The sequence below is a fragment of the Microbacterium sp. ARD31 genome, from assembly GCF_031844425.1.
On sequence record NZ_JAUZVE010000003.1, the window covers coordinates 484,253 to 504,536 of the forward strand.

Sequence of the window (20,284 nt, forward strand, 5' to 3'; positions counted from 1 at the left end):
CCTACGGGGGGGCTCATGACTCGCGGTGATCCGTCCCGGGTTCCCGCCATGGTGCGGCGGACCACAGCCTTCACCGCGGCGTGGCTGGCGGCGGTCCTCGTCCTGACCGCGGGGCCCGCCTCAGCCGGTACGACGCCCTCGCCGACCGTGTCACCGACGCCGGCCGTCTCGCCGACCCCGACGGCGACTCTCACGCCTACGCCGCCGCCGACCCCGACGGCTACCCCGACTCCGACACCGACGGCGACATCGAAGCCCATGCCGACGTCCACGCCCACGGCTACTCCGACTCCGACGCCCACCCCGACACCCACGCCGACCCCGACACCCGCTCCGACGCCGGATGCCGGGGTGCGCCTGGCGGCCCCGCCCGCCCCGCGGATGCCGTCGACGGGTCGCCTCAGCGCCGCGATCGCCGCCGACCAGACCATCGCCGTGAGCCGCGCCCTCTTCCCGAACGGAAGCGCCGAGGTCGTGATCGCCGCCGCCAAACGCCACGACGCGCAGATCGCGGCGGGGCTCGCGGGCGCCCGCCGGGCGCCGATGCTGTACGTCGCACCAGACTCGATCCCCGCCGCGGTCAAGACCGAACTCGCCCGGCTGAAGCCGACGCGCATCCTCGTCGTCGGCTCGACGGCGTCGGTGAACAGTACGGTCGCGCGGGTGCTCGGTCAGACGGCCCCCGTCGAGCGGATCTCCGGCGCCGACACCTACGCGCTCTCGCGCGCGGTCCTGCGCTTCCTGGGCCCCGTCGACCGCGTGTACGTCGCCGACGGGCGCACGATGGACACTGCTCCGATCGCCGCGGCGGCCGCCGCCGCGACGGGAGGCGGCTTCATGGCCGTCGACGGTCGCGGCACGGCCTCCGACGCCACGATGGCGGCGCTGAAGGACGTCGGTGCGAAGGAGGTGGTCATGATGAACATCGCCTCGATGATGGGGAAGGGGTTCGTCGACCGCATCCGCTCCGCCGGGATCAGCGTGCGTCGCATGGCGGGCGGCACCAGCGAGGCCGTGGCGATCTCCACGGCCGCCGACTACCCGAGCACGACCACCCGCGGTGTCGTGGTCTCGGGCGTCGCGATCCCCAACCACGAGACCGGCACGGCGGCCGCGGTCGCCGGCGCCCTCCGCCAGCCCTTCCTCTACTCACGCACCGAGTGCGTGTCGGATGCCACGGCCGCCCTCCTCGACACGCGAAAGGACACCGTCCTCGCCGTCGGTCCGACCAGCCGGTTGCAGGCGGCCGTGCTGACGGGCGACGGCTGCACCGTCGTCCGCACCGCGGCGGCGAACACGCTGCGCGACAAGATCACGGCCACCATGAAGCGGCATCCCTCCTCGTCGTACGCCGTCACCGTGCGGCAGATCGGCGGTCTCGAGGTGCTGACGGGCAAGACGGGCGCCACGCGACGCGAACCCGCCAGCATGATGAAGCTCTTCGTCGCCTGGGCGGCGCTCAAGCGGGTGGAGAAGAAGCAGGCGTCGCTGTCGACGAAGCTGTCGTCGGGTCTCACCGTCAAGGAATGCCTGCGCGAGCTCATCTGGATGTCCGACAACTACTGCCACACCGACCTCGTGCACTGGATCGGCGTCTCGAACCTCAACAAGCAGATCGCCGCCGCCGGCTACTCGCAGACCTCCTACGGGCGCGTGCTGAAGGGACAGGACGTCCTCTACGCCGGCAACCGCACCACCTCGAACGATCTGAGCCTGCTCGTGGCACGCCTCGAGAAGGGGCAGATCCTCAACAAGACGCACACGACGCTGCTGCGGGATCTCATGCACACGCAGTTGTTCCGCTCCCGCATTCCCAACGGCATCCCGGCCTCCGCCTACCAGGCCTCCAAGCCGGGCTCGCTCTGGGTCAAGGGCGGTCTGCTTCAGGCCGACACCGCGATCATCCGCGGGCCGAAGGCGACCTTCGTGCTTACCGTGATCGGCGACGCCGGGTCGTCCAAGGCCGGCATCCGCGACATCGCGCGCACCGTCTACACGCACTTCAACGGCTCGTTCGGGGCGGCGGCGAAGCACTCCGACCTGCACGTGCGGACCACGAAGAACGCGACGTGGCGGAAGTCCGCAGGCGGCGCGGTCGGCGGGACGATCCCGAAGGGCACGCCGCTGCAGGTCTCGGATTCGAAGCGTCACTGGTACAAGCTCCACTACCGGGTCGGATACGCCTGGGTCTGGTACTCGTCCCTGCGCACCAACCTCGCCTACTGAGGCCGTTCGACGCTCAGGCGTCCGGCCGTCGCCGCAGCAGGTGGATGACGCATTCCTGCGGATCGCACGACGAGCGCATGCCGTCGACCGCCAAGGGTCCGCCCGCCTCGCTGAGGGCGCCCTGCATGAGCCCGAGGTGCACGTCGCAGAGCGTCTCGCGGTTGTCCGCCTGATCGGCCGCGTGCGCGCAGGGCGTCAGGTCGATCGTGAGGGCGTCCTCGTCGATCTCGGGGTCGAAGCCGCCGTCGAGGAGCTGCTCGACGAGCGCGTCGAGCTGATGCTGCTCCTCGCCCGTCAGCGACCCGGCCGTCTCGGGCATGACCCGGCGCATGAGGTCGCCGCGCTCGGCAGCGGCCTGCACCTTGCGGCGGTGCTCCGGACTCGAGACGCTCACGCCGTCGACGGCGCGGTAGAACACCCGGGGCCGGCCGCGCGTCGTGCGCTTCTCCACCTCGGTCGCGACGAATCCGCGCTCGATGAGCCGCTGCAGATGCTCCCGGACCGTGTTCGGATGCAGCTCCGTCGCCGCGACGAGCTCGCCGACGGTCTGCTGCGGGGTCGTCTGCAGCAGGTGGAGGATCTCCACGCGCGATGACGTCGAGATCGCGTTGTAGGCGGTCGGGCGCCGGGCCGTCATGACTTCATTATCGGGGGATGACGGATGCCGCGGGGCGGCCCTGGCCTATGATTCCGCCCGTAATCTGAGACCATGCGGCATCCCACCCCCGACCCCGTCGGACCGGGTCAGGAGAGCGTCTGGGACTACCCCCGGCCTCCCCGCGTCGAACCGGTCGCCGGCACCGTCACGATCACCCTCGGCGGCGAACGCATCGCCTCGACGAGCCGTGCCCTGCGCGTGCTCGAGACGAGCCACCCGCCCGTCTACTACCTGCCGATCGACGACTTCGTCCCCGGTGCGCTGACGCCCGGTCAGGGGTCGTCGTTCTGCGAGTTCAAGGGCGCCGCGCGCTACCTCGACGTCCACGGTGGCGGCGTGTCCCGCCCTGCGGCAGCGTGGAACTACCCGCATCCCGAACCGGGCTATGAGGAGCTGGTGGAACGGGTGGCGGTGTACGCGCAGCAGATGGACGAGTGCACCGTCGCCGGTGAGGTCGTGACCCCGCAGCCGGGTCGCTTCTACGGCGGGTGGGTCACCTCTCAGGTCGTGGGACCGTTCAAGGGCGTGCCGGGCTCGATGGGCTGGTGACCGGGGCCGACCGTCAGAGGCCGAGCGCCGCCTGCACGTCGGGGGAGTCGCTCTCGCGCGGTTCGGTGCGCACCAGGTCGGCGACCGAGCCGAGGATCTCGTCGGGACGGAACGGGTAGCGCTCGATCTCGGCGGTGTCGCTGATGCCGGTGAGCACGAGCACGGTGTGCAGGCCCGCTTCGATCCCGGCGACGACGTCCGTGTCCATGCGGTCGCCGATCATGCCGGTGTTCTCGGAGTGCGCGCCGATGCGGTTGAGTGCCGAGCGGAACATCATCGGGTTGGGCTTGCCGACGACGTAGGGCTCTTTGCCGGTGGCCTTCGTGATGAGCGCCGAGATCGCGCCCGTCGCCGGCAGGACGCCCTCGGTCGAGGGGCCGGTCGCGTCTGGGTTGGTGGCGATGAAGCGGGAGCCGGCGCCGATGAAGCGGATCGCCTTGGTGATCGCCTCGAACGAGTAGTTGCGGGTCTCGCCGACGACGACGTAGTCGGGGCGGGTCTCGGTCATGATGAAGCCCGCCTCGTGGAGGGCCGTCGTGAGACCGGCCTCACCGATCACGAACGCGGTGCCGCCCGGCATCTGCGAGGCGAGGAAGTCCGCGGTCGCGAGCGCCGAGGTCCAGATCGACTCCTCCGGCACGACGAGTCCCGACGCGCGCAGCCGGGCGCTGAGGTCGCGCGGCGTGAAGATCGAGTTGTTCGTCAGGACGAGGAACGGGGTGCCCTCGTCGCGCCACTGCTCGAGCAGCTCCGCAGCGCCGGGGATCGGTGTGTTCTCGTGCACGAGCACGCCGTCCATGTCGGTCAGCCAGCACTCGATGTCCGCGCGGGTCCGCATGGGTCCACCCTATGCCCGCGTGCGCCGCTCGCCCGGCGCACCCGAGCGCTACGCCGTGGCGATCTCGTGCGTCGGCGTCCACCCCAGCGACGGGGCGACGTAGCGGGCGAAGGACTCGACGAGCCGCAGGTTGAATGCCACCCCGAGCTGGCTCGGGATCGTGAGCATGAGCGTGTCGGCCTCGCGGACCGCGGCGTCGTGCTGCAGCTGCTCGACGAGCTCGTCGGGGGTGCCGGCATACGTCTTGCCGAAGGTGGACCGCATGCCGTCGATGATCCCGATCTGGTCACCGTCGGAGCGGCCGCCGAAGTACATGGCGTCCTCCGCGGTCGTGATGGGGAAGATGCTGCGGCTCACCGAGACGCGCGGGGTCCCCGCGTGACCCGCCTCGCGCCACGCCGCGCGGAACGCGTCGATCTGCTCGGCCTGCAGGATGTCGAAGGGGCGACCGTCGGCCGAGGTCAACAGCGTCGACGACATGAGGTTAACCCCCATGCGTCCCGCCCATTCGGCCGAGTCGCGGTTGCCGGCGCCCCACCAGATGCGCGAGCGCAGCCCGGGGGAGTGCGGTTCAATGCGCTGCAACCCGTGGCCGCCGCCGAACGGGCTGTGCGGGTCGCTCTCGGCGAGCCCGTCGCCCTCGACGGCGCGCAGGAACAGCTCGAAGTGCTCGCGGGCGATGTCGGCGCCGCGCGGGTCCGTCGACCCGGTGTAGCCGAAGGTCTCGTAGCCGCGGATGACGCTCTCGGGTGACCCGCGGCTCACGCCGAGCGCGAGCCGTCCGTCGCTGATGAGGTCGACCGCGGCCGCCTCCTCCGCGAGGTAGAGCGGGTTCTCGTAGCGCATGTCGATGACGCCCGTGCCGACCTCGATGCGCGAGGTGCGCGCCGCGATCGCGGCGAGCAGCGGCATGGGGGAGGCCTGCTGGCGGGCGAAGTGGTGCACGCGGAAGTAGGCGCCGTTCACCCCGAGCTCGTCCATGCCCTGCGCGAGGTCGATCGCCTGCAGCATCGAGTCGCCGGCGGTGAGTTCGCGACCCCCGCCGAGGGGACCGTAATGGCCGAAGGACAGCGTTCCGAAGCGTTGCATGCCGGGCACAACGCCGCGGCCGCGGCATCCATTCCGATGAATATGGATGCCGCGGCCGCGGGAGCGTGCGAGGGATCAGCCCGCAGGAGCCACGGCGCGCAGCGCGTCCGTCCAAGGGGTCACGGAACGCCCGATGAGGTCGGTCAGGTCGGATGAGGTGACGTCGAGGGCGCCGCGGGCGATGCCGCCGTCGAGGGCGACGACGAACCCGACGGTGCCCTCGTCGAGCCCGAACGACGCCAGCCGCGCCGCCAGCTCGTCGGGGGTCGCCGGCGCGTAGACGACCTCGCGCCCGAGCACCTCGCCCATGGCGGCGGCGATGTCGGCGTAGGTGGCGCGGGGTCCCGCGAGCTCGTACGTGCGGCCGAGATGCCCGTCCTCGAGCAGGACGACCGCGGCGGCGTCGGCGTAGTCCGCTCGCGCGGCGGCGGCCACGGCGGCGTCGCCGACGGCGGCAGAGAAGACACCCGTCTGCGCCGCGCCGGCCAGGTCGCCGGCGTAGTTCTCCATGTACCAGTTGTTGCGCAGGATCACGGCGGGGATGCCGCTGGCCGCGATCGCCTCCTCGGTCGCCTTGTGGTCGGGGGCGAGGACGAGGTCGACGGTGTCGGCGTGCGAGACGCTCGTGTAGACGAGCTTCGCGACACCGGCGCGGGCGGCGGCGTCGATGACGGTCAGGTGGCCGGCGAGGCGCCCGCCCGGCTCCGAGCCCGAGATGAGCAGCACGATGTCGACACCCTCGAGGGCGGCGTCGACCGACTCGGGCACGGTGTAGTCGAGCGGCACGACGCGCACGCCTCTGTCGGCGAGGTCGGCGGCCTTCGCGACGGTGCGGGCTCCGGCGACGATGCTTTCCGGGGCGGCGCCGCGGGCGAGCAGTGCGTCGACGACGAGGTGTCCGAGCTGGCCGCCGGCGGCGGTGACGAGGATGGTCATGGCGAATCCTTTCGATGATCGCGCGATGCGCGCGACAGCCGGGACAACCCCCACCGGCCCCCCATGCATTCCGATCGGAGGGTACCCACTTTCAGGTAAGCTGCTGACGTGTCGGTGAGTTTCGAGCGGATGCGGCAGGAGTCGCCGGGGATCTTCAGCGAGGCGTGCCCGTCGCGTGTCGTCCTCGACCACGTCATGAGCAAGTGGGGCGTCCTCGTCCTCCTCGCGCTCACCGATGGCACACGCCGGTGGGGCGAGCTGCGTCGCAGCGTCGACGGGATCAGCGAGAAGATGCTGGCCACGACGCTGCGCACCCTCGCCGCCGACGGGATCGTGGCGCGCACGTCCTACCCCGAGGTCCCGCCCCGCGTCGAGTACTCCCTGACCCCGCGCGGAGTCGAGCTCATGGAGCGGATGACGCCCCTCATGACGTGGATCCAGGCGAACGCCGACGAGATCGTCGCGCGCTGAGCCCCGGCATCCGCGGCCGTGTCAGGATCGAAATCATGACTGTTCTCGGTACCAGCGATCTGACCGTGTTCCCCCTGTCGCTCGGCGGCAACGTCTTCGGCTGGACGGCCGACCGCGACACGTCCTTCGCCGTCCTCGACGCCTTCACCGGCGCCGGCGGCGACTTCATCGACACGGCGGACGTCTACAGCGCGTGGGTCCCCGGCAACTCGGGCGGCGAGAGCGAGCGCATCATCGGCGAGTGGATCGCCTCGCGGCGGCCCGAGCGGGTCGTCGTGGCGACCAAGGTGTCGAAGCACCCCGAGTTCCCCGGCCTGTCGGCGGACAACGTGCGCGCGGCCGCCGAGGCGTCGCTCGCCCGGCTGGGCGTCGACACCATCGACGTGTACTACGCGCACGCCGAAGACCCCGACACCCCGCTCGAGGAGACCGTCGCCGCTTTCGGCGCCCTGGTCGCCGACGGTCTCATCCGCTACCCGGCCGTGTCGAACTTCTCCGTCGAGCGCACCCGTGAGTGGGTTCGCCTGGCCCGCGAGCAGGGGGTCGCCGAACCCATCGCGACCCAGCCCGCCTACAACCTCGTCGACCGCGCCGTCGAGCGCGACGTCGTCCCGACGGCGGCCGAGCTCAGCCTGACCGTCGTGCCGTACTACGCCCTCGCGAGCGGATTCCTCACCGGCAAGTACCGCTCCGCCGACACCTCGGGGCAGTCCTCGCCCCGTGCGGGATCGGCGGCGAAGTACGCGACGCCCGACGGGCTCGCCGTGCTCTCCGCGCTCGACGACGTCGCGGCCGCCCACGGCGTCTCGGTCGCCTCCGCCGCCCTCGGGTGGCTGCGCGCGAAGGGTGCCGTCCCGATCGCCTCGGCCTCGCGCGTCGACCAGGTCGAGGGCCTCATCGCCGGCGCGACGCTCGAGCTGGCCCCCGACGAGGTCGCCGCGCTCGACGAGACCTCGGCACCGTTCGTCGGCTGACCGACCCGGGACGGATGCCGCCGGTCGCCTAGCCTGGACCGGTGGCATCCGTCCTGAACATCTCCGCCTACCTCTTCACGCCGATCGACGACCCCGCGTCGCTGCGCTCCGAGCTGCAGGAGCGGGTCGACGCGCGCTCGCTGCGCGGCACGATCCTGGTCGCCGAGGAGGGCATCAACCTCTTCCTCGCGGGACCGGCGGAGGACGTCCGCGGGTTCGTCGACGAGCTGCGGGCCGAGGAACGGTTCGCCGCGCTCACGACGAAGGAGAGCTGGTCGGCCGAGCAGCCGTTCCGCAAGATGCTCGTCAAGCACAAGCGCGAGATCATCCGGATGGACCGTCCCGCGATCCGACCGGCGGCCGGACGCGCCCCGGCGGTCGACCCCGTGACGCTCCGACGGTGGCTCGACACCGGCCGCGACGACGACGGCCGTGAGGTCGTCCTGCTTGACACGCGCAACGCCTTCGAGGTCGACCACGGGACGTTCGCCGGTGCGCTGGACTGGCGCCTGGAGAAGTTCACCGAGTTCCCGGATGCCGCGGCCGCGCACCGCGACGAGCTCGTCGACAAGACCGTCGTGAGCTTCTGCACCGGCGGTATCCGCTGCGAGAAGGCGGCCCTCGTCCTGCGGGAGGACGGCATCGACGCGCGTCAGCTCGACGGCGGCATCCTCGGGTATTTCGAGCACGTCGGCGGCGACGGGTTCGACGGCGACTGCTTCGTCTTCGACGAGCGGCGCACCGTCGACGCGCGCCTGCAGCCCACCGGCTGAGCAGCGTCCGAGGCGGCCGCTAGCCTCGACCCATGCACCGGCTCACGAGGGACGAGGCCCGCCGCATCGCGGTGCGCGCGCAGCTGCTCGATGCGGACCGACCCGGCGACGTCGTCGAGGTCGCCGAGCAGATCGCCGCGATCAAGATCGACCCGACGGCCGTCATCGCCCCCAGCGAGCAGTCGATCTGCTGGTCGCGCATCGGGTGGGCCTACGAGCCGGGGCAGCTGTCGAAGGCGGTCGAGGGGGACCGGCTGCTGTTCGAGTACGACGGGCACTTCCGCCCGGCATCCCTCCTCCCGGCTCTCCGCGCCGTCATGCCGGGGCGCCGCCTCGGCGGTTCGACACGCCAGTACCTCGAGGCGAACGCCGCCTTCCGCGCCGAGATCCTGCGACGCCTCGAGCGGGAGGGGCCGCTGCCGGCCTCGGAGATCCCCGACACGAGCGTGGTCCAGGCGAAGAACGATAGCGGCTGGTACGGCGCGAATCAGGTGCCGCGCATGCTCGAGCTCCTGTCATACCTCGGCGACGTCGCCATCAGCGGGCGGATCGGCCGCCAGCGCGTGTGGGACCTGCCCGACCGTGTCTACGGTGCACGGGATGCCGAGATGGACCCGGCCGACGCCGAGGACGTTCTGGCGGCACGGCGGCTGCAGGCGCTCGGCATCGCGCGCGAGAAGTCATCGTGGTCGGGTGTCGGCACGGCGGGTGAGCCCGCCGAGGTCGAGGGCAGCGCGTGGCGCTGGCGGGTCGACCCCGAGGCGCTCGCCGCCCGGGGCGATGATCCGGGTGGGCGGGCGGCGATCCTCAACCCGTACGACCGCATGCTGTTCGACCGCCCGCGCCTGACGGAGCTGTTCGAGTTCACCTACGTCCTCGAGCAGTTCAAACCGAAGCATCAGCGGGTCTACGGCTACTTCGCGCATCCGATCCTCGTCGGCGACCGCTTCGTGGGTCTGCTCGACGCCGCGCTCGACAAGAAGAAGGAGAACCTCGTGGTCTCCGCCGTGCACGAGCTCGTCCCGCTGGACGACGACGAGCGCGAGATGGTGCACGCCGAGGTCCGGGACCTCGGCGAGTGGCTCGGGGTCCCGGTCCGCGGACTCGACTGAGTCCGGCGACGCTCAGCGCGCCAGGCGCAGCGTGACCAGCTGGAACGGCGACAGCTCGAGGCGGACCGCGTCGCCGGCGGCATCCCGCAGCGCCGTCGCCGCGATCGGGCGTTCGAGCAGGTCCGTCTGCACGACGCCGGTCGCCCGGAAGCCCGGGACGAGGTGCGCGGTCCGGCTCGAGCCGAGCGCCTCGTAGAGCCGCACGATGACGTCGCCCGACCCGTCGTCGGCGAGCTTGACGGCCTCGACGACGACGCCCGGGTCGTCGAGCTCGAGGAGTGGGTCGACCTCGCGCGCCCCCTGCAGAGGGACGGCCGGGAGGTTCAGTCGCAGCCCTTCCGCGACGGCCGCCGCGACGGTGGCGCCCGGGAGCACGGACAGGCGGAAGGTGTGTGCGCCCTGGTCGGCTTCGGGGTCCGGGAACAGGGGCGCCCGCACGAGGGTGACCCGTGCGACCGTCCGCGCGCCCCCGTCCGAGCCGGGCGCGCGCTGCACGTCGTGGCCGTACATCGCGTCGTTGGCGATCGCCACGCCGTACTCGCCCTCGGCCACGCGGATCCAGCGGTGCGCGACGGTCTCGAACCGGGCGGCATCCCACGTCGTGTTCATGTGGACAGGCCGCGACACGTGGCCGAACTGGATCTCGGACTCCGCGCGCTCGGCCCGCACCCGCAGCGGGAAGGCGATCTTCAGCATCTTCTGCCGCTCGCGCCAGTCGAGCCGCAGCGCCACCTCGAGCGCGCCGGACGCGGGGTCGACGCGGTAGCGCTGCTCGGCCGACGACGATCCGAACCGGCGCCGGACCACGAGGTCGGCCCCGTCCACCGTGATCTCGTCGGCCGCGTCGAGGACGGTCCCGAGCGCGCCGTCCTCGACGTCGATGTTCCACGCGTCCCAGTCCCGCGGGGTGTCGCGGAACAGGTGCAGCGCGCCACCGGGGTGCGCGGGATCGATGAGCTCGCGGCCCGTCGCGAGGTCGACGGCGCCCACGACCAGTCCCCGCGCGTCGATCGCCCAGTCGAACCGGGGATGCCGGAACCGCCAGCCGTCGCCGTCCGTTTCGGGCAAGACGACGGGAGCGGATGCCGCGGCCCCGACGCCGAGCGCCGGTGCGCCGCCGAGCGCCACCGGCGCGGCGTTGGCCGCGAGCGCCCGCTCGCCCTCGCCCACGAGCGAGCGCAGGGCGGTGTCGATGATCTCCCGCAGCTCGTCTGCGAGGCGGGCGTACGTCGCCTCGGCCTCCTGGTGGACCCACGCGATCGAGGTGCCGGGCAGGATGTCGTGGAACTGGTGCAGCAGGACCGTCTGCCACAGGGCGCGCAGCCGCTCGGCGGGGTAGGCCGCGCCGGTGCGGACCGTGTCGAGCGTCGCCCAGAGCTCGGCCGCCCGCAGCAGGTGCTCGCTCTCGCGGTTGCCGCGCTTCGTGCGGGCCTGCGCGCTGTAGGTGCCCCGGTGGTACTCGAGGTAGAGCTCCCCGGACCACACCGGCGGCGCCGCGCACTCCGCCTCGGCGTCGGCGAAGAACTGCGCCGGCGAGCCCAGGCGCACCTTGGGGGACCCCTCGAGGTCGGCGGTGCGGCGCGCGGCGGCGATCATCTCGCGGGTGGGTCCGCCGCCGCCGTCGCCCCAGCCGAACGGCACGAGCGAGTGCGTCGCGTGCGCCTTCTCGGCGAACTGACGCTCGGCGCGGGCGAGCTCTGCCGCCGACAGGTCGGAGTTGTACGTGTCGACGGGAGGGAAGTGGGTGAACACGCGGGTGCCGTCGATGCCCTCCCACAGGAACGTGTGGTGCGGCATCCGGTTCGTCTCGTTCCACGAGATCTTCTGCGTGAGGAACCAGCGCGAGCCCGCCGCGGCGATGATCTGGGGGAGCGCGGCCGAGTACCCGAACGAGTCCGGCAGCCAGACCTCGAGCGGCTCGACGCCGAACTCCTCGAGGAAGAACCGCTTGCCCTCGACGAACTGGCGGGCGAGGGCCTCCGATCCCGGCATGTTCGTGTCGGATTCGACCCACATGCCGCCCACGGGCGCGAACCGGCCCTCGGCGACGGCCCGCCGCATCCGCTCGAACAGCTCGGGGTAGTGCTGCTTCATCCACGCGTACTGCTGCGCCGACGACGCCGCGAAGACGAAGTCGTCCTCGGTGCGCATGAGGTCGAGCACGTTCGAGAACGTCCGCGCGACCTTGCGCACGGTCTCGCGGACCGGCCACAGCCAGGCCGAGTCGATGTGGGCGTGCCCCACGGCGGTCAGCTGATGCGAGGTGGCGGATGCCGGGGCGTCGAGCGCGTCACGCAGTTCGGCGCGTCCCGCGGCGACCGTGCCGGCGACGTCGTCGGGGTCCACTGCGTCGACCGCGCGGCCGAGCGCCGCCAGGACGCGGGCGTGACGGGTGCGGTCGGGGTCGAGCTGCTCGACGAGTCCGCGCAGGGTCCAGATGTCCTGCTGCAGCTCCCACACCGTCTGGTCGAGCAGCCCCAGCTCCAGGCGCCGCAGTCGGTAGATGGGCTCCGCGCCCGCGGTCCGCTTGTCGCCGAGCGGGGTCGCGGCGAAGGTGAACGTCCCGGCGACGCTGGGATTGCCCGCCGCCTCGATCCAGAGGTCGATCTCGTCGCCCTCGACGGGGACGGCGGTGTTGCGCGGCTCGATCGCCTTCACGATCGACCCATCGGGGCGGAACACGAGCGCCTCGGCCTGGAACCCCGGACCGGAGCCGTCGAAGCCGAGGTCGACGACGATCTCGGGACGGGTGCCCGGCACGTCTCGCCAGGAGTCGGGCACGCGGCCGGTGACGTGGAACCACACCGTGCCCCACGGCTTGCCCCACTCGGTGCCGACGGCGAACGGCGCGTACTCCTGCCGGATCGCCTCGGCGAAGGGCACGGGCTCGTCGGGGACCTCCCACGCCGCGATCGTCACGGGGGCGGTCTCGCGGTGCAGGGCGGGGGGCAGCCGGTCGCGCACGAGCCGGTCGATGCGCTGCAGGGCCAGGTGGTCGTTGCGGTGCATGCGGGTTCCTTCGAGATCGGTGCGGCGCGGGAGCCGGGACGGGTCAGCCCTTCACGGCGCCCGAGAGGGCGAACGAGCCCCCGAGGCCGCGGGTGACGAGGAGGTAGAGCCCGAGGACGGGAAGCGAGTAGAGCAGGGAGTAGGCGGCCAGGCGTCCGTAGGCGACGGTGCCGTACTGCCCGAAGAAGGCGTAGATCGAGACCGCGGCCGGCTGCCAGTCCGGCGTCAGCAGGAGGACGAACGGCACGAAGAAGTTGCCCCAGGCCTGCAGGAAGACGAAGACGAAGACGACGCTCAGGGCGGGGCGCATGAGCGGCACGACGATCGTCCACAGCGCGCGCATCGCGCTCGCCCCGTCGACCCAGGCGGCCTCTTCGAGGCTCACCGGTACCGAGTCCATGAAGTTCTTCGTCATCCACAGCGCCATCGGAAGGGCGCTCGCGGCGAGGAACAGCGCCACGGCCCACGGCTGGTTGATCAGCCGGACCTGCACGAACAGGCTGTAGACGGGCACCATTATCGCGGTGATCGGCAGGCAGCTCGCGAAGAGCACGGAGTAGAGGAACGGTGCGTGGAACCGCGACCGGTACCGCGAGAGCGGGTACGCGGCGAGGACGGATGCCACGACCGTCACCGCGGCCGCACCCGTCGAGAGCAGCAGGCTGTTCACGAGCGGGCGGAGCGTCAGCTCGGGGGTGAGGACGTCGGCGAAGTTGTCGAGGGTCGGGTCGGTCGGCCACGCCACGCGATAGGTCGCCGCCGAGTCGATCGAGGCGAGGACGACCCACGCGAGCGGCGCGGCGAACACGATCCCGATGATCACGAGCACGAGGTTCGCCCAGAACCGCGTCGCGCCGCGTCGCGGTGAGGCGACGCTGGGCGCACGGGGGGTGCGCCGGGTCGCGGTGGCGACGGTCGCGGTGGCGGTGGTCACGCGACACCCCCTCGGCGCCGCAGCGACACGACGTAGGCGATCGAGAAGACCGCGCCCAGGGCGAGCATGACGATCGCGATCGCATTGCCGTACCCGATGTCGCCGAACGAGAAGGCCTCGCTGTAGGCGAGCACGGGGAGGGTGCGCGACAGGTCGCCCGGGCCGCCCTTGGTCATGACCCAGATGAGGGTGAACACCGACAGGGTCTGCAGCGTCGTGAGCAGCAGGTTCGTGAAGATCGTCCCCGAGATCATCGGCAGCGTGATGTAGCGCAGCCGCTGCCACGTGCCGGCGCCGTCGATCATCGCCGACTCGGTGACTTCGGGCGGCACGTCGTCGAGCGCCGCGCGGTAGATCATCATCGAGAACGCGGTGCCCCGCCAGGTGTTCGCGAGGATGACCGCCAGCAGCGGCAGGGCGTAGAGCCAGTTGGGGCCGTCGATCCCGACGAGCGACAGCGCGCCGTTGAGCGTCCCGTCCGCGGAGAGGAACGCGTAGCCCACGAAGGCGGCCACGATCTCGGGCAGGACCCACGCCGTCACCACCAGGACGCCCACCGTGCCCGCGACGACCCTGCTGCCGGCGCGGAACAGGACCGCGAGCAGCAGCCCGAGGACGTTCTGCCCGACGATGGCCGAGCCGATGACGAAGACGACGGTCAGCAGGACCGACAACGGCAGCACCGGGTCGGTGAACAGCCGGGCGTAATTGTCGAGGCCGATGAACTCCGGCTTCGCCGCCCCCACTCCCGTCAGGGCGCGGTCGGTGAAGGAACCGACCGTCGCCCAGACGATGGGGCCGGCCAGGAAGACGACAAGGAGGCCGACGGCGGGGAGGAGCGGGAGCGCGCGCGTCGGGGAGAGGCGCATGTCGACCCGACCGTGGCCGCGGCGGCGGGGCGACGCGCGGCGGTCCTGCTGCGGCGCGAGCGTCGTGCTCACGGGGTCATCCGGTGATGACCCCGTCGTCGCCGACGATCTCGCGGACGGCGTCGTCGTAGGCGGCGGCTGCTTCGGCGGGCGACTGCTGTCCCGTGATGACCGCCTCCGTGGCCTGCTGCGCCGCGACCGAGATCTTGGGGTAGTCGCTGTTCGCGGGTCGGAAGTGCGTCACCGAGACGGCATCCGTCACAGCGCCGACGAACGGGTTGGCCTCGAGATACGTCGGGTCCTCGGCGACGTCGGAGCGGACCGCGATCTGCGCGTTGTTGATCGCGTACCAGAGCGCGTTCTCCTTGTTGAGGACCGTCGTCATGAAGTCGAAGGCGAGGTCGGGAACGTCCGTCTGCGCCGATGCCGCGAGGGTCCACCCGCCCGACATGCTGACGCCGCCGGGCGCCTGTCCGTCCTGCGTCGGGAAGAGGGCGACCCCCATCGTGTCGGTGTACTCGGGCCACGGGTACTGACCGCCCTCGGCCCAGAACGACGGGGTGTACGAGCCCTCGACGGTCGCCCCGAGGGTGCCCTTCGGGAACCATTCGCCGAAGACGGCCTGCCACACGTTCGGGTCGAGGGCCTGGTCGGCGCTCACGGCGTAGCCCTCGTCGTAGAGGGTCTGCAGGAACGTCAGCGAGTCGATGAAGCCCTGCGATCCGACGACCCACTTGCCCGCGTCGTCATCGTACAGGCCGGTGCCCTCGCCGGTGCCGTAGAGCAGCTCGTAGAAGCTCTGCATCACGGTGCCCTCGCCGGTCCCGGTGCCCGCGTACATGTTGAACGGCACGACGTCCGGCTGGCTCTCCTTGATCGCGGCGGCGGTGGCGAGGATGTCGTCCCAGCTCTCGGGCTGCCAGGGCGTGGCGATCCCGGCCTTCTCGAGGACGTCCTTGTTGTACCAGATGACCCGCGTGTCGGTGCCGAGCGGCAGGGCGTAGGTCCCGCCGTCCTCGCCCTTGCCGGCGTTCCGGCCGGCCTCGTCGAACATCTCCCAATCGGCCCAGTCTGCGAGCTTGTCGTCGAGCTTCAGGAGGTAGCCGGCCTCGGCGTCGCTGCGGACGGTGAAGGTGTCCTCGTAGAAGACGTCGGGGGCGGTGTCGGGCGAGGCGAGCGAGAGCTGCAACCGGGTCTTGTAGTCGTCGTCCGTGGCGGTGATCGGCTGCAGGTCGACGGTGATCCCCTCGTGGGATGCCTCGAACTCCTCCTTCGCCGTCTTCATCAGGGTGTCGAGCACCTCGAACGAGTCGGTCTTCGCGTAGACGACCGTGACGGTGTCACCGTTGCTTTCGCCTCCCTCAGCGGAGCACCCGCCGAGGAGGAGGCCGGCAGCGGTCGCTGCGGCGATGGATGTGACGACGGTGCGAGCTTTCACGGTGCCCCCTTGCTCCGGATCGTGGCGTCCACGCGCGACGGCGGGACACGGTAAGTCAAACCGATGGACATAGCGGAGTCAAGACGCCTTGCGGCGTCGGGCGCGGGGCTCACGCAGACGGCACCAGAAGCGAGGTCGGCCGGGGCGTCAGGGCCTCGTCGAGGATGAGGCACGCGGCGCCGATCGCCCCGACATCCGACCCGAGTGCGGTGCCCGCGATCGAGAGGCGATGGACCCCGCGTGCGACGCGCATCTCGTCGAGGAGCGGGGGGATCGCCTCGGTGAAGGTCGGTCCGACGCGGTCCCAGAGCGGACCGCCCATGACGATGCGGTCGACGTCGAGCAGGTTGGAGACGACGGCGAGGGCGCGGGCGACGTGCACCGTGCACCGCTGCAGCAGGTCGCGGGCGCGCTCATCGCCGTCCTCGGCCATGCGGACGAGCCGGGTGAGCGCGGCATCCACCCGCGTCGGGTCGTCGGACTCGCGGTCCGCCTCGAGCACGCCGCGGCGCTCGGCCTCCTCGACGAGGGGGAGCGGCGCGCACGTGACCGCGATGCATCCGCGCAGTCCGCACGCGCACGACGGACCCTCGGGGTCGACGACGATGTGCCCGATCTCGCCGGCGTTGCCCGACCCGCCGCGGACGACCTCGTCGCCGACGACGAGTCCCACGCCGAGCCCGGTGCCGAGGTACAGGAATGCGAAGTTCGGGGCCCCACCGGGAGCGGCGACCCACTTCTCGGCGACGGCCGCCGCCGTCACGTCCTTGTCGAGCACGACCGCCAGCCCGGTGGCCTCGGCGATCGCGTCGCGGAGGGGGACGCGGTCCCAGCCGAGCAGGTTGGGCGGGTCGACGACGATGCCGCGGTCGGCGTCGATCGGTCCGGGCGCGGCGATCCCGAGGCCGACGATCCGGCTGCGGTCGATCCCCGACTCGGACAGCACGGCGTGGATGTCCTCGATGAGGACGGCCACCGTGTCGGCCGGGTCCTGTGCGCGCGGCGTGGCGCGGGCGTGGCGGGCGACGACCTCGCCGTCGATCGACAGGACGACCACCGTGATGAGTCCCGGATCCAGGTGGACGCCGACGGCGTAGCGGCTGCTTCCGACCAGTCGCAGGGTCGTACGCGGCTTGCCGCGCCCCGAGCTCGTGCGGCCGGCCTCCTCGACGATCCCCGCATCCAGCAGGCGCTGGACGATGTTGGACACGGTCTGTGCGGACAGCCCGGTGGCGTCGGCGAGCTCGACGCGGCTGTGTCCGCGGGACCGGCGGATCTGGTCCAGGACGACAGCCTCGTTGTAACCACCGACGCTGGGTTGATTGGCGCCGCGTCTGGCCATGGGTGAACCTGCTTTGCTCCGGGTGTGCGGTGGCTTGAGCGTAGCGCGCCGCGTTCACGGCGGCGATCCGACGCCGCCGCTACATTCGAGGCATGGCATCTCCCTCCGCGCTTCCTTCCCGCACGCTCGACGACGGTGCCGTCCTGCGCGCTGCGGCGCCCGGCGACGAGGCCGGCATCCTCACCGCGATCCTCGCGCTCGCCGTGTACGAGCGCGAGCCGGATGCCGTCCGCACGACGACGGACGATCTCACCGCCACCCTGTTCGGCGACGATCCGAAGGCCTTCGCCCACGTCATCGAGCGGGACGGGGGGATCCGCGCGATCGCCGTGTGGTTCCTCACCTACTCGACCTGGACCGGACGCCACGGCATCTGGCTCGAGGACCTCTTCGTCGATGAAGCGGACCGGGGCCGCGGGTACGGCACGGCGCTGCTGTCCTCCCTGGCCGCCGTCGCACTGGAGCGTGGCTATCCGCGACTGGAGTGGACGGTGCTCGACTGGAACGCGCCCGCCGTCGGCTTCTACCGGTCCATCGGCGCCGAGGCCATGGACGAGTGGACGACGCAGCGGATGACGGGCGACGCGCTCACCGCCCTCGCGCGGCGCTGATCGCGGCGCGTTCGCCGACTCAGCTCAGCGGCGAGATGGTGACCGGCTCGCCGAGGCCCGACAGCTGCTGCGTCAGCGTCGCCGCGCGCCCGAGGAATCCGGTGGTCGACTCCGCCGCGACGGGGCGGAAGTCCTCCGTCAGCCACAGCATGTAGGCGTCGATCGGGATGCCGTACCAGTCGTATGCCGCCGTGCTCTCCAGGCGGTAGGCCTCGATGGACCCGTCGGGCGTCTCGACCGGCTCGGGTGCGGCCGAGACCGACCAGGTGTCGCCGCCGCCGATGAGGTCGCCGAGGAAGCCCGGGTCCGAGAAGACGCGGTACGCCTCCGCCGCGGTTCCGGCTGCCTGCTCGGTGGGATCGGCGGAGTCCGGATCGGCGACGACGGGCCCGTCGCCCTCGTCGATGAGCATGTCGCCGTCGACGAAGCTGATGGCCACCGGCCCGCCGCCGGTCTCGAGGTCGCCACGGAACTCGAACATCGGGTCGTAGTGGTAAGAGACCTCTCCGGCGAGCTCGTCGCCGGAGATGGTGAGCGTGCCGGTGTCGTAGCGCACGAGGACCGCCTGCAGGCAGGGGCCGAGGTCCGACCCGGCGACCGTCCCGGAGGCGAGGTCGAGCGTCTCGCACTCGACGGGCGTCTCGACGACGGGCGCGCCCGCCGTCGCGTCGGGGGTGGGGGACGCGGAGGCGGGCGGTGTCGCAGATGCGGATGCCGAGGCGGTCGGCGACGTGCTCGGGGCGGGGGTCTCGGCGGCCGAGCACCCCGCGAGAGCGAGCACGGCGGTCGCGGCGAGCAGGGGCAGGGCGGGGGTGCGCACGATGCGGCTCCTTGCGGGGGACGGGTCGGCAGTCGCGGACGAGCCTATCGCCGCTTCTATCCGTTCCTCCGTCGCTCGTGCAAGCCCCTGGAGAGGACGAACGCATCGGGAGCACGATGGACGGCACGATCACGACGAGAGGAAAACCGTGGCCAGCATCATCGAGACCGTCGATGTCAGTGTGCCGGTGTCCACCGCGTACAACCAGTGGACCCAGTTCGAGTCCTTCCCGCACTTCCTGAGCTACGTCGAGTCGATCACGCAGATCGACGACACGACGAACCGCTGGAAGGTGAAGATCGGCGGAGTGGAGCGCGAGTTCACCGCGCACATCACCGAGCAGCATCCCGACGAGCGTGTCGCGTGGAAGAGCGTCGACGAGGATCACGCCGGCGTCGTCACCTTCCACCGGCTGAGCGACACCGAGACGCGCGTCACGGTGCAGCTCGACTGGAAGCCCGAGGGCTTCGTCGAGACCGTCGGCGCCGCCATCGGCATCGACGACCACGCGGTCAAGAAGGACCTGCAGAAGTTCAAAGAGTTCATCGAATCCCGCGGCGCCGAGACCGGTGCCTGGCGAGGCGACGTGGGGTGAGCGGACGGCCCGTCCTTCCGCTCACGGCGGCCCGGTGGTGCATTCCACCGGGCCGCCGTGGCACGGTGGAGGCATGACCACCCTCTCCGTCGAAGGCCGCGCTCGCCGCCTTCGCGAACTCCACGCCGCCCCCGAGATCCTCCGTGTCGTCAACGTGTGGGACGTCGTCTCGGCCCAGGCCGTCCTCGCCCTCCCGGACACCCGCGCGATCGCGACGGCCGGGCACTCGATCGCGGCATCCTTCGGCTACGACGACGGCACGATCCCGCTGGAGACCACCCTCGACATGGTGGGGCGCATCGTCGCCGTCGCCGGCGACATCCCCGTCACCGCCGACCTCGACGACGGCTACGACGACACCGGCGACACCACACGCCGCGCCATCGGGGCGGGCATCGTCGGCGCCAACATGGAGGACCGGCTGCGCCCGTTCGACGAGTCGGTCGCGCGCGTCGCGGCTGTCGTCGCCGCCGCCGAGGCGGAGGGCGTGCCCTTCGCCCTGAACGCCCGCACCGATGCGTTCGTCCGCGGCGGCGGCCGCCCCGTCGAGGAGTCGATCGCCGACGCGATCGCGCGCGGACGCGCCTACCTCGACGCCGGCGCCGATGTCGTCTTCGTGCCGGGGGTCCTCGACGCCGAGACCACCTCCCGCCTCGTGGAGGGCATCGGCCGGATCAGCGTCATCGGGCTGCCCGGCGCCCTCACCGCCGGCGAGTACGAGAAGCTCGGCGTCGCCCGCATCTCCTACGGACCCCTGACCCAGCGCGTCGCGCTGACCGCGTTCCAGGACGTCGCGGCCGATCTCTACCGCGACGGGGTGATCCCCGAGGGCACCCGCGCCCTGAACTGACGACGGATGCCGCGCCCCGCGCGCGGGCCGGACGAACCCCGCGTGGTAGGCTCTCCCGTTGGAAGCGTGTCCGAGCGGCCGAAGGAGCATGGCTGGAATCCATGTAGGCGGGGTAACTCGTCTCGCAGGTTCAAATCCTGTCGCTTCCGCCACAACGAAGCCCCGCACCCGAGTGGTGCGGGGCTTCGGC

19 protein-coding genes and 1 tRNA gene are annotated in these 20,284 nt (G+C 71.6%); 10 read left to right on the top strand and 10 right to left on the bottom strand.

The genetic code is table 11. The annotated features are described in order from the left end of the window. Window positions 1–258: 258 nt before the first annotated feature. A complete protein-coding gene (locus tag Q9S36_RS12795; RefSeq protein WP_311285452.1) occupies window positions 259–2,226 on the top strand; it encodes a serine hydrolase in 1,968 nt (655 codons plus the stop codon). 13 nt (window positions 2,227–2,239) lie between these two features. On the opposite strand, the gene Q9S36_RS12800 is transcribed toward Q9S36_RS12795, so the two are convergent. After that, entirely contained in the window at window positions 2,240–2,863 is a 624-nt protein-coding gene (locus tag Q9S36_RS12800; protein WP_311285453.1) for an ArsR family transcriptional regulator, read from the bottom strand. Between the two features lie 72 nt (window positions 2,864–2,935). Here Q9S36_RS12800 and Q9S36_RS12805 point away from each other — a divergent pair, with 72 nt between their 5' ends. Then, complete coding sequence (locus Q9S36_RS12805) at window positions 2,936–3,433, top strand: DUF427 domain-containing protein (RefSeq protein WP_311285454.1); 498 nt, start codon at window positions 2,936–2,938, stop codon at window positions 3,431–3,433. 13 nt (window positions 3,434–3,446) lie between these two features. Here the strand turns inward: Q9S36_RS12805 and Q9S36_RS12810 are convergent, their stop codons facing one another. From Q9S36_RS12810 to Q9S36_RS12820, 3 genes are all read right to left on the bottom strand, one after another. Further along, complete coding sequence (locus tag Q9S36_RS12810) at window positions 3,447–4,271, bottom strand: HAD-IIA family hydrolase (protein WP_217530835.1); 825 nt, start codon at window positions 4,269–4,271, stop codon at window positions 3,447–3,449. Between the two features lie 48 nt (window positions 4,272–4,319). After that, on the bottom strand, window positions 4,320–5,360 hold the full coding sequence (locus Q9S36_RS12815) for an LLM class flavin-dependent oxidoreductase (protein ID WP_311285455.1): 1,041 nt from the start codon (window positions 5,358–5,360) through the stop codon (window positions 4,320–4,322). Window positions 5,361–5,435: 75 nt separating this feature from the next. Continuing rightward, window positions 5,436–6,296, bottom strand: coding sequence for an NmrA family NAD(P)-binding protein (locus tag Q9S36_RS12820; protein ID WP_311285456.1), 861 nt, complete (start codon window positions 6,294–6,296; stop codon window positions 5,436–5,438). Between the two features lie 108 nt (window positions 6,297–6,404). Here Q9S36_RS12820 and Q9S36_RS12825 point away from each other — a divergent pair, with 108 nt between their 5' ends. The 4 genes from Q9S36_RS12825 to Q9S36_RS12840 are packed head-to-tail and all read left to right on the top strand — an operon-like array spanning window position 6,405 to window position 9,626. After that, window positions 6,405–6,767, top strand: a complete 363-nt coding sequence (locus Q9S36_RS12825) for a helix-turn-helix domain-containing protein (protein ID WP_082886173.1) — start codon at window positions 6,405–6,407, stop codon at window positions 6,765–6,767. Window positions 6,768–6,802: 35 nt separating this feature from the next. Further along, window positions 6,803–7,741, top strand: a complete 939-nt coding sequence (locus Q9S36_RS12830) for an aldo/keto reductase (RefSeq protein WP_311285457.1) — start codon at window positions 6,803–6,805, stop codon at window positions 7,739–7,741. Between the two features lie 41 nt (window positions 7,742–7,782). Further along, on the top strand, window positions 7,783–8,514 hold the full coding sequence (locus Q9S36_RS12835) for a sulfurtransferase (RefSeq protein WP_311285458.1): 732 nt from the start codon (window positions 7,783–7,785) through the stop codon (window positions 8,512–8,514). A gap of 32 nt (window positions 8,515–8,546) precedes the next feature. Next, complete coding sequence (locus Q9S36_RS12840; RefSeq protein WP_311285459.1) at window positions 8,547–9,626, top strand: DNA glycosylase AlkZ-like family protein; 1,080 nt, start codon at window positions 8,547–8,549, stop codon at window positions 9,624–9,626. 12 nt (window positions 9,627–9,638) lie between these two features. Here Q9S36_RS12840 and Q9S36_RS12845 read toward each other — a convergent pair whose 3' ends face one another. The 5 genes from Q9S36_RS12845 to Q9S36_RS12865 form a co-directional block, all read right to left on the bottom strand. Next, the gene (locus Q9S36_RS12845; RefSeq protein ID WP_311285460.1) at window positions 9,639–12,635 is read right to left on the bottom strand and encodes a glycoside hydrolase family 38 C-terminal domain-containing protein; all 2,997 of its coding nucleotides are present in this window, start codon (window positions 12,633–12,635) and stop codon (window positions 9,639–9,641) included. A 43-nt stretch (window positions 12,636–12,678) separates the two neighbouring features. Next, complete coding sequence (locus Q9S36_RS12850; protein WP_311285461.1) at window positions 12,679–13,569, bottom strand: carbohydrate ABC transporter permease; 891 nt, start codon at window positions 13,567–13,569, stop codon at window positions 12,679–12,681. Next, entirely contained in the window at window positions 13,566–14,510 is a 945-nt protein-coding gene (locus Q9S36_RS12855) for a sugar ABC transporter permease (protein ID WP_311285462.1), read from the bottom strand. Before Q9S36_RS12855 ends, Q9S36_RS12850 begins: the two co-directional genes overlap by 4 nt. A 4-nt stretch (window positions 14,511–14,514) precedes the next feature. Beyond that, window positions 14,515–15,876: an extracellular solute-binding protein gene (locus tag Q9S36_RS12860; RefSeq protein ID WP_253035233.1), complete on the bottom strand. Its 1,362-nt coding sequence runs from the start codon at window positions 15,874–15,876 to the stop codon at window positions 14,515–14,517. A gap of 109 nt (window positions 15,877–15,985) precedes the next feature. Then, window positions 15,986–17,218 (bottom strand): ROK family transcriptional regulator, encoded by a 1,233-nt coding sequence (locus tag Q9S36_RS12865; protein ID WP_253035232.1) that lies wholly within the window; start codon window positions 17,216–17,218, stop codon window positions 15,986–15,988. Window positions 17,219–17,310: 92 nt separating this feature from the next. Between Q9S36_RS12865 and Q9S36_RS12870 the strand changes: the two genes are divergently transcribed. Then, a complete protein-coding gene (locus Q9S36_RS12870; RefSeq protein WP_311285464.1) occupies window positions 17,311–17,829 on the top strand; it encodes a GNAT family N-acetyltransferase in 519 nt (172 codons plus the stop codon). A gap of 19 nt (window positions 17,830–17,848) precedes the next feature. Here the strand turns inward: Q9S36_RS12870 and Q9S36_RS12875 are convergent, their stop codons facing one another. Continuing rightward, the gene (locus Q9S36_RS12875; protein WP_311285465.1) at window positions 17,849–18,649 is read right to left on the bottom strand and encodes a hypothetical protein; all 801 of its coding nucleotides are present in this window, start codon (window positions 18,647–18,649) and stop codon (window positions 17,849–17,851) included. A 148-nt stretch (window positions 18,650–18,797) separates the two neighbouring features. Between Q9S36_RS12875 and Q9S36_RS12880 the strand changes: the two genes are divergently transcribed. From Q9S36_RS12880 to Q9S36_RS12890, 3 genes are all read left to right on the top strand, one after another. Further along, the gene (locus Q9S36_RS12880; RefSeq protein ID WP_064003028.1) at window positions 18,798–19,244 is read left to right on the top strand and encodes an SRPBCC family protein; all 447 of its coding nucleotides are present in this window, start codon (window positions 18,798–18,800) and stop codon (window positions 19,242–19,244) included. Between the two features lie 73 nt (window positions 19,245–19,317). Then, window positions 19,318–20,094, top strand: a complete 777-nt coding sequence (locus Q9S36_RS12885; protein ID WP_311285466.1) for an isocitrate lyase/phosphoenolpyruvate mutase family protein — start codon at window positions 19,318–19,320, stop codon at window positions 20,092–20,094. 60 nt (window positions 20,095–20,154) lie between these two features. Further along, window positions 20,155–20,246: transfer RNA gene (locus tag Q9S36_RS12890), tRNA-Ser, on the top strand. Window positions 20,247–20,284: the final 38 nt, after the last annotated feature.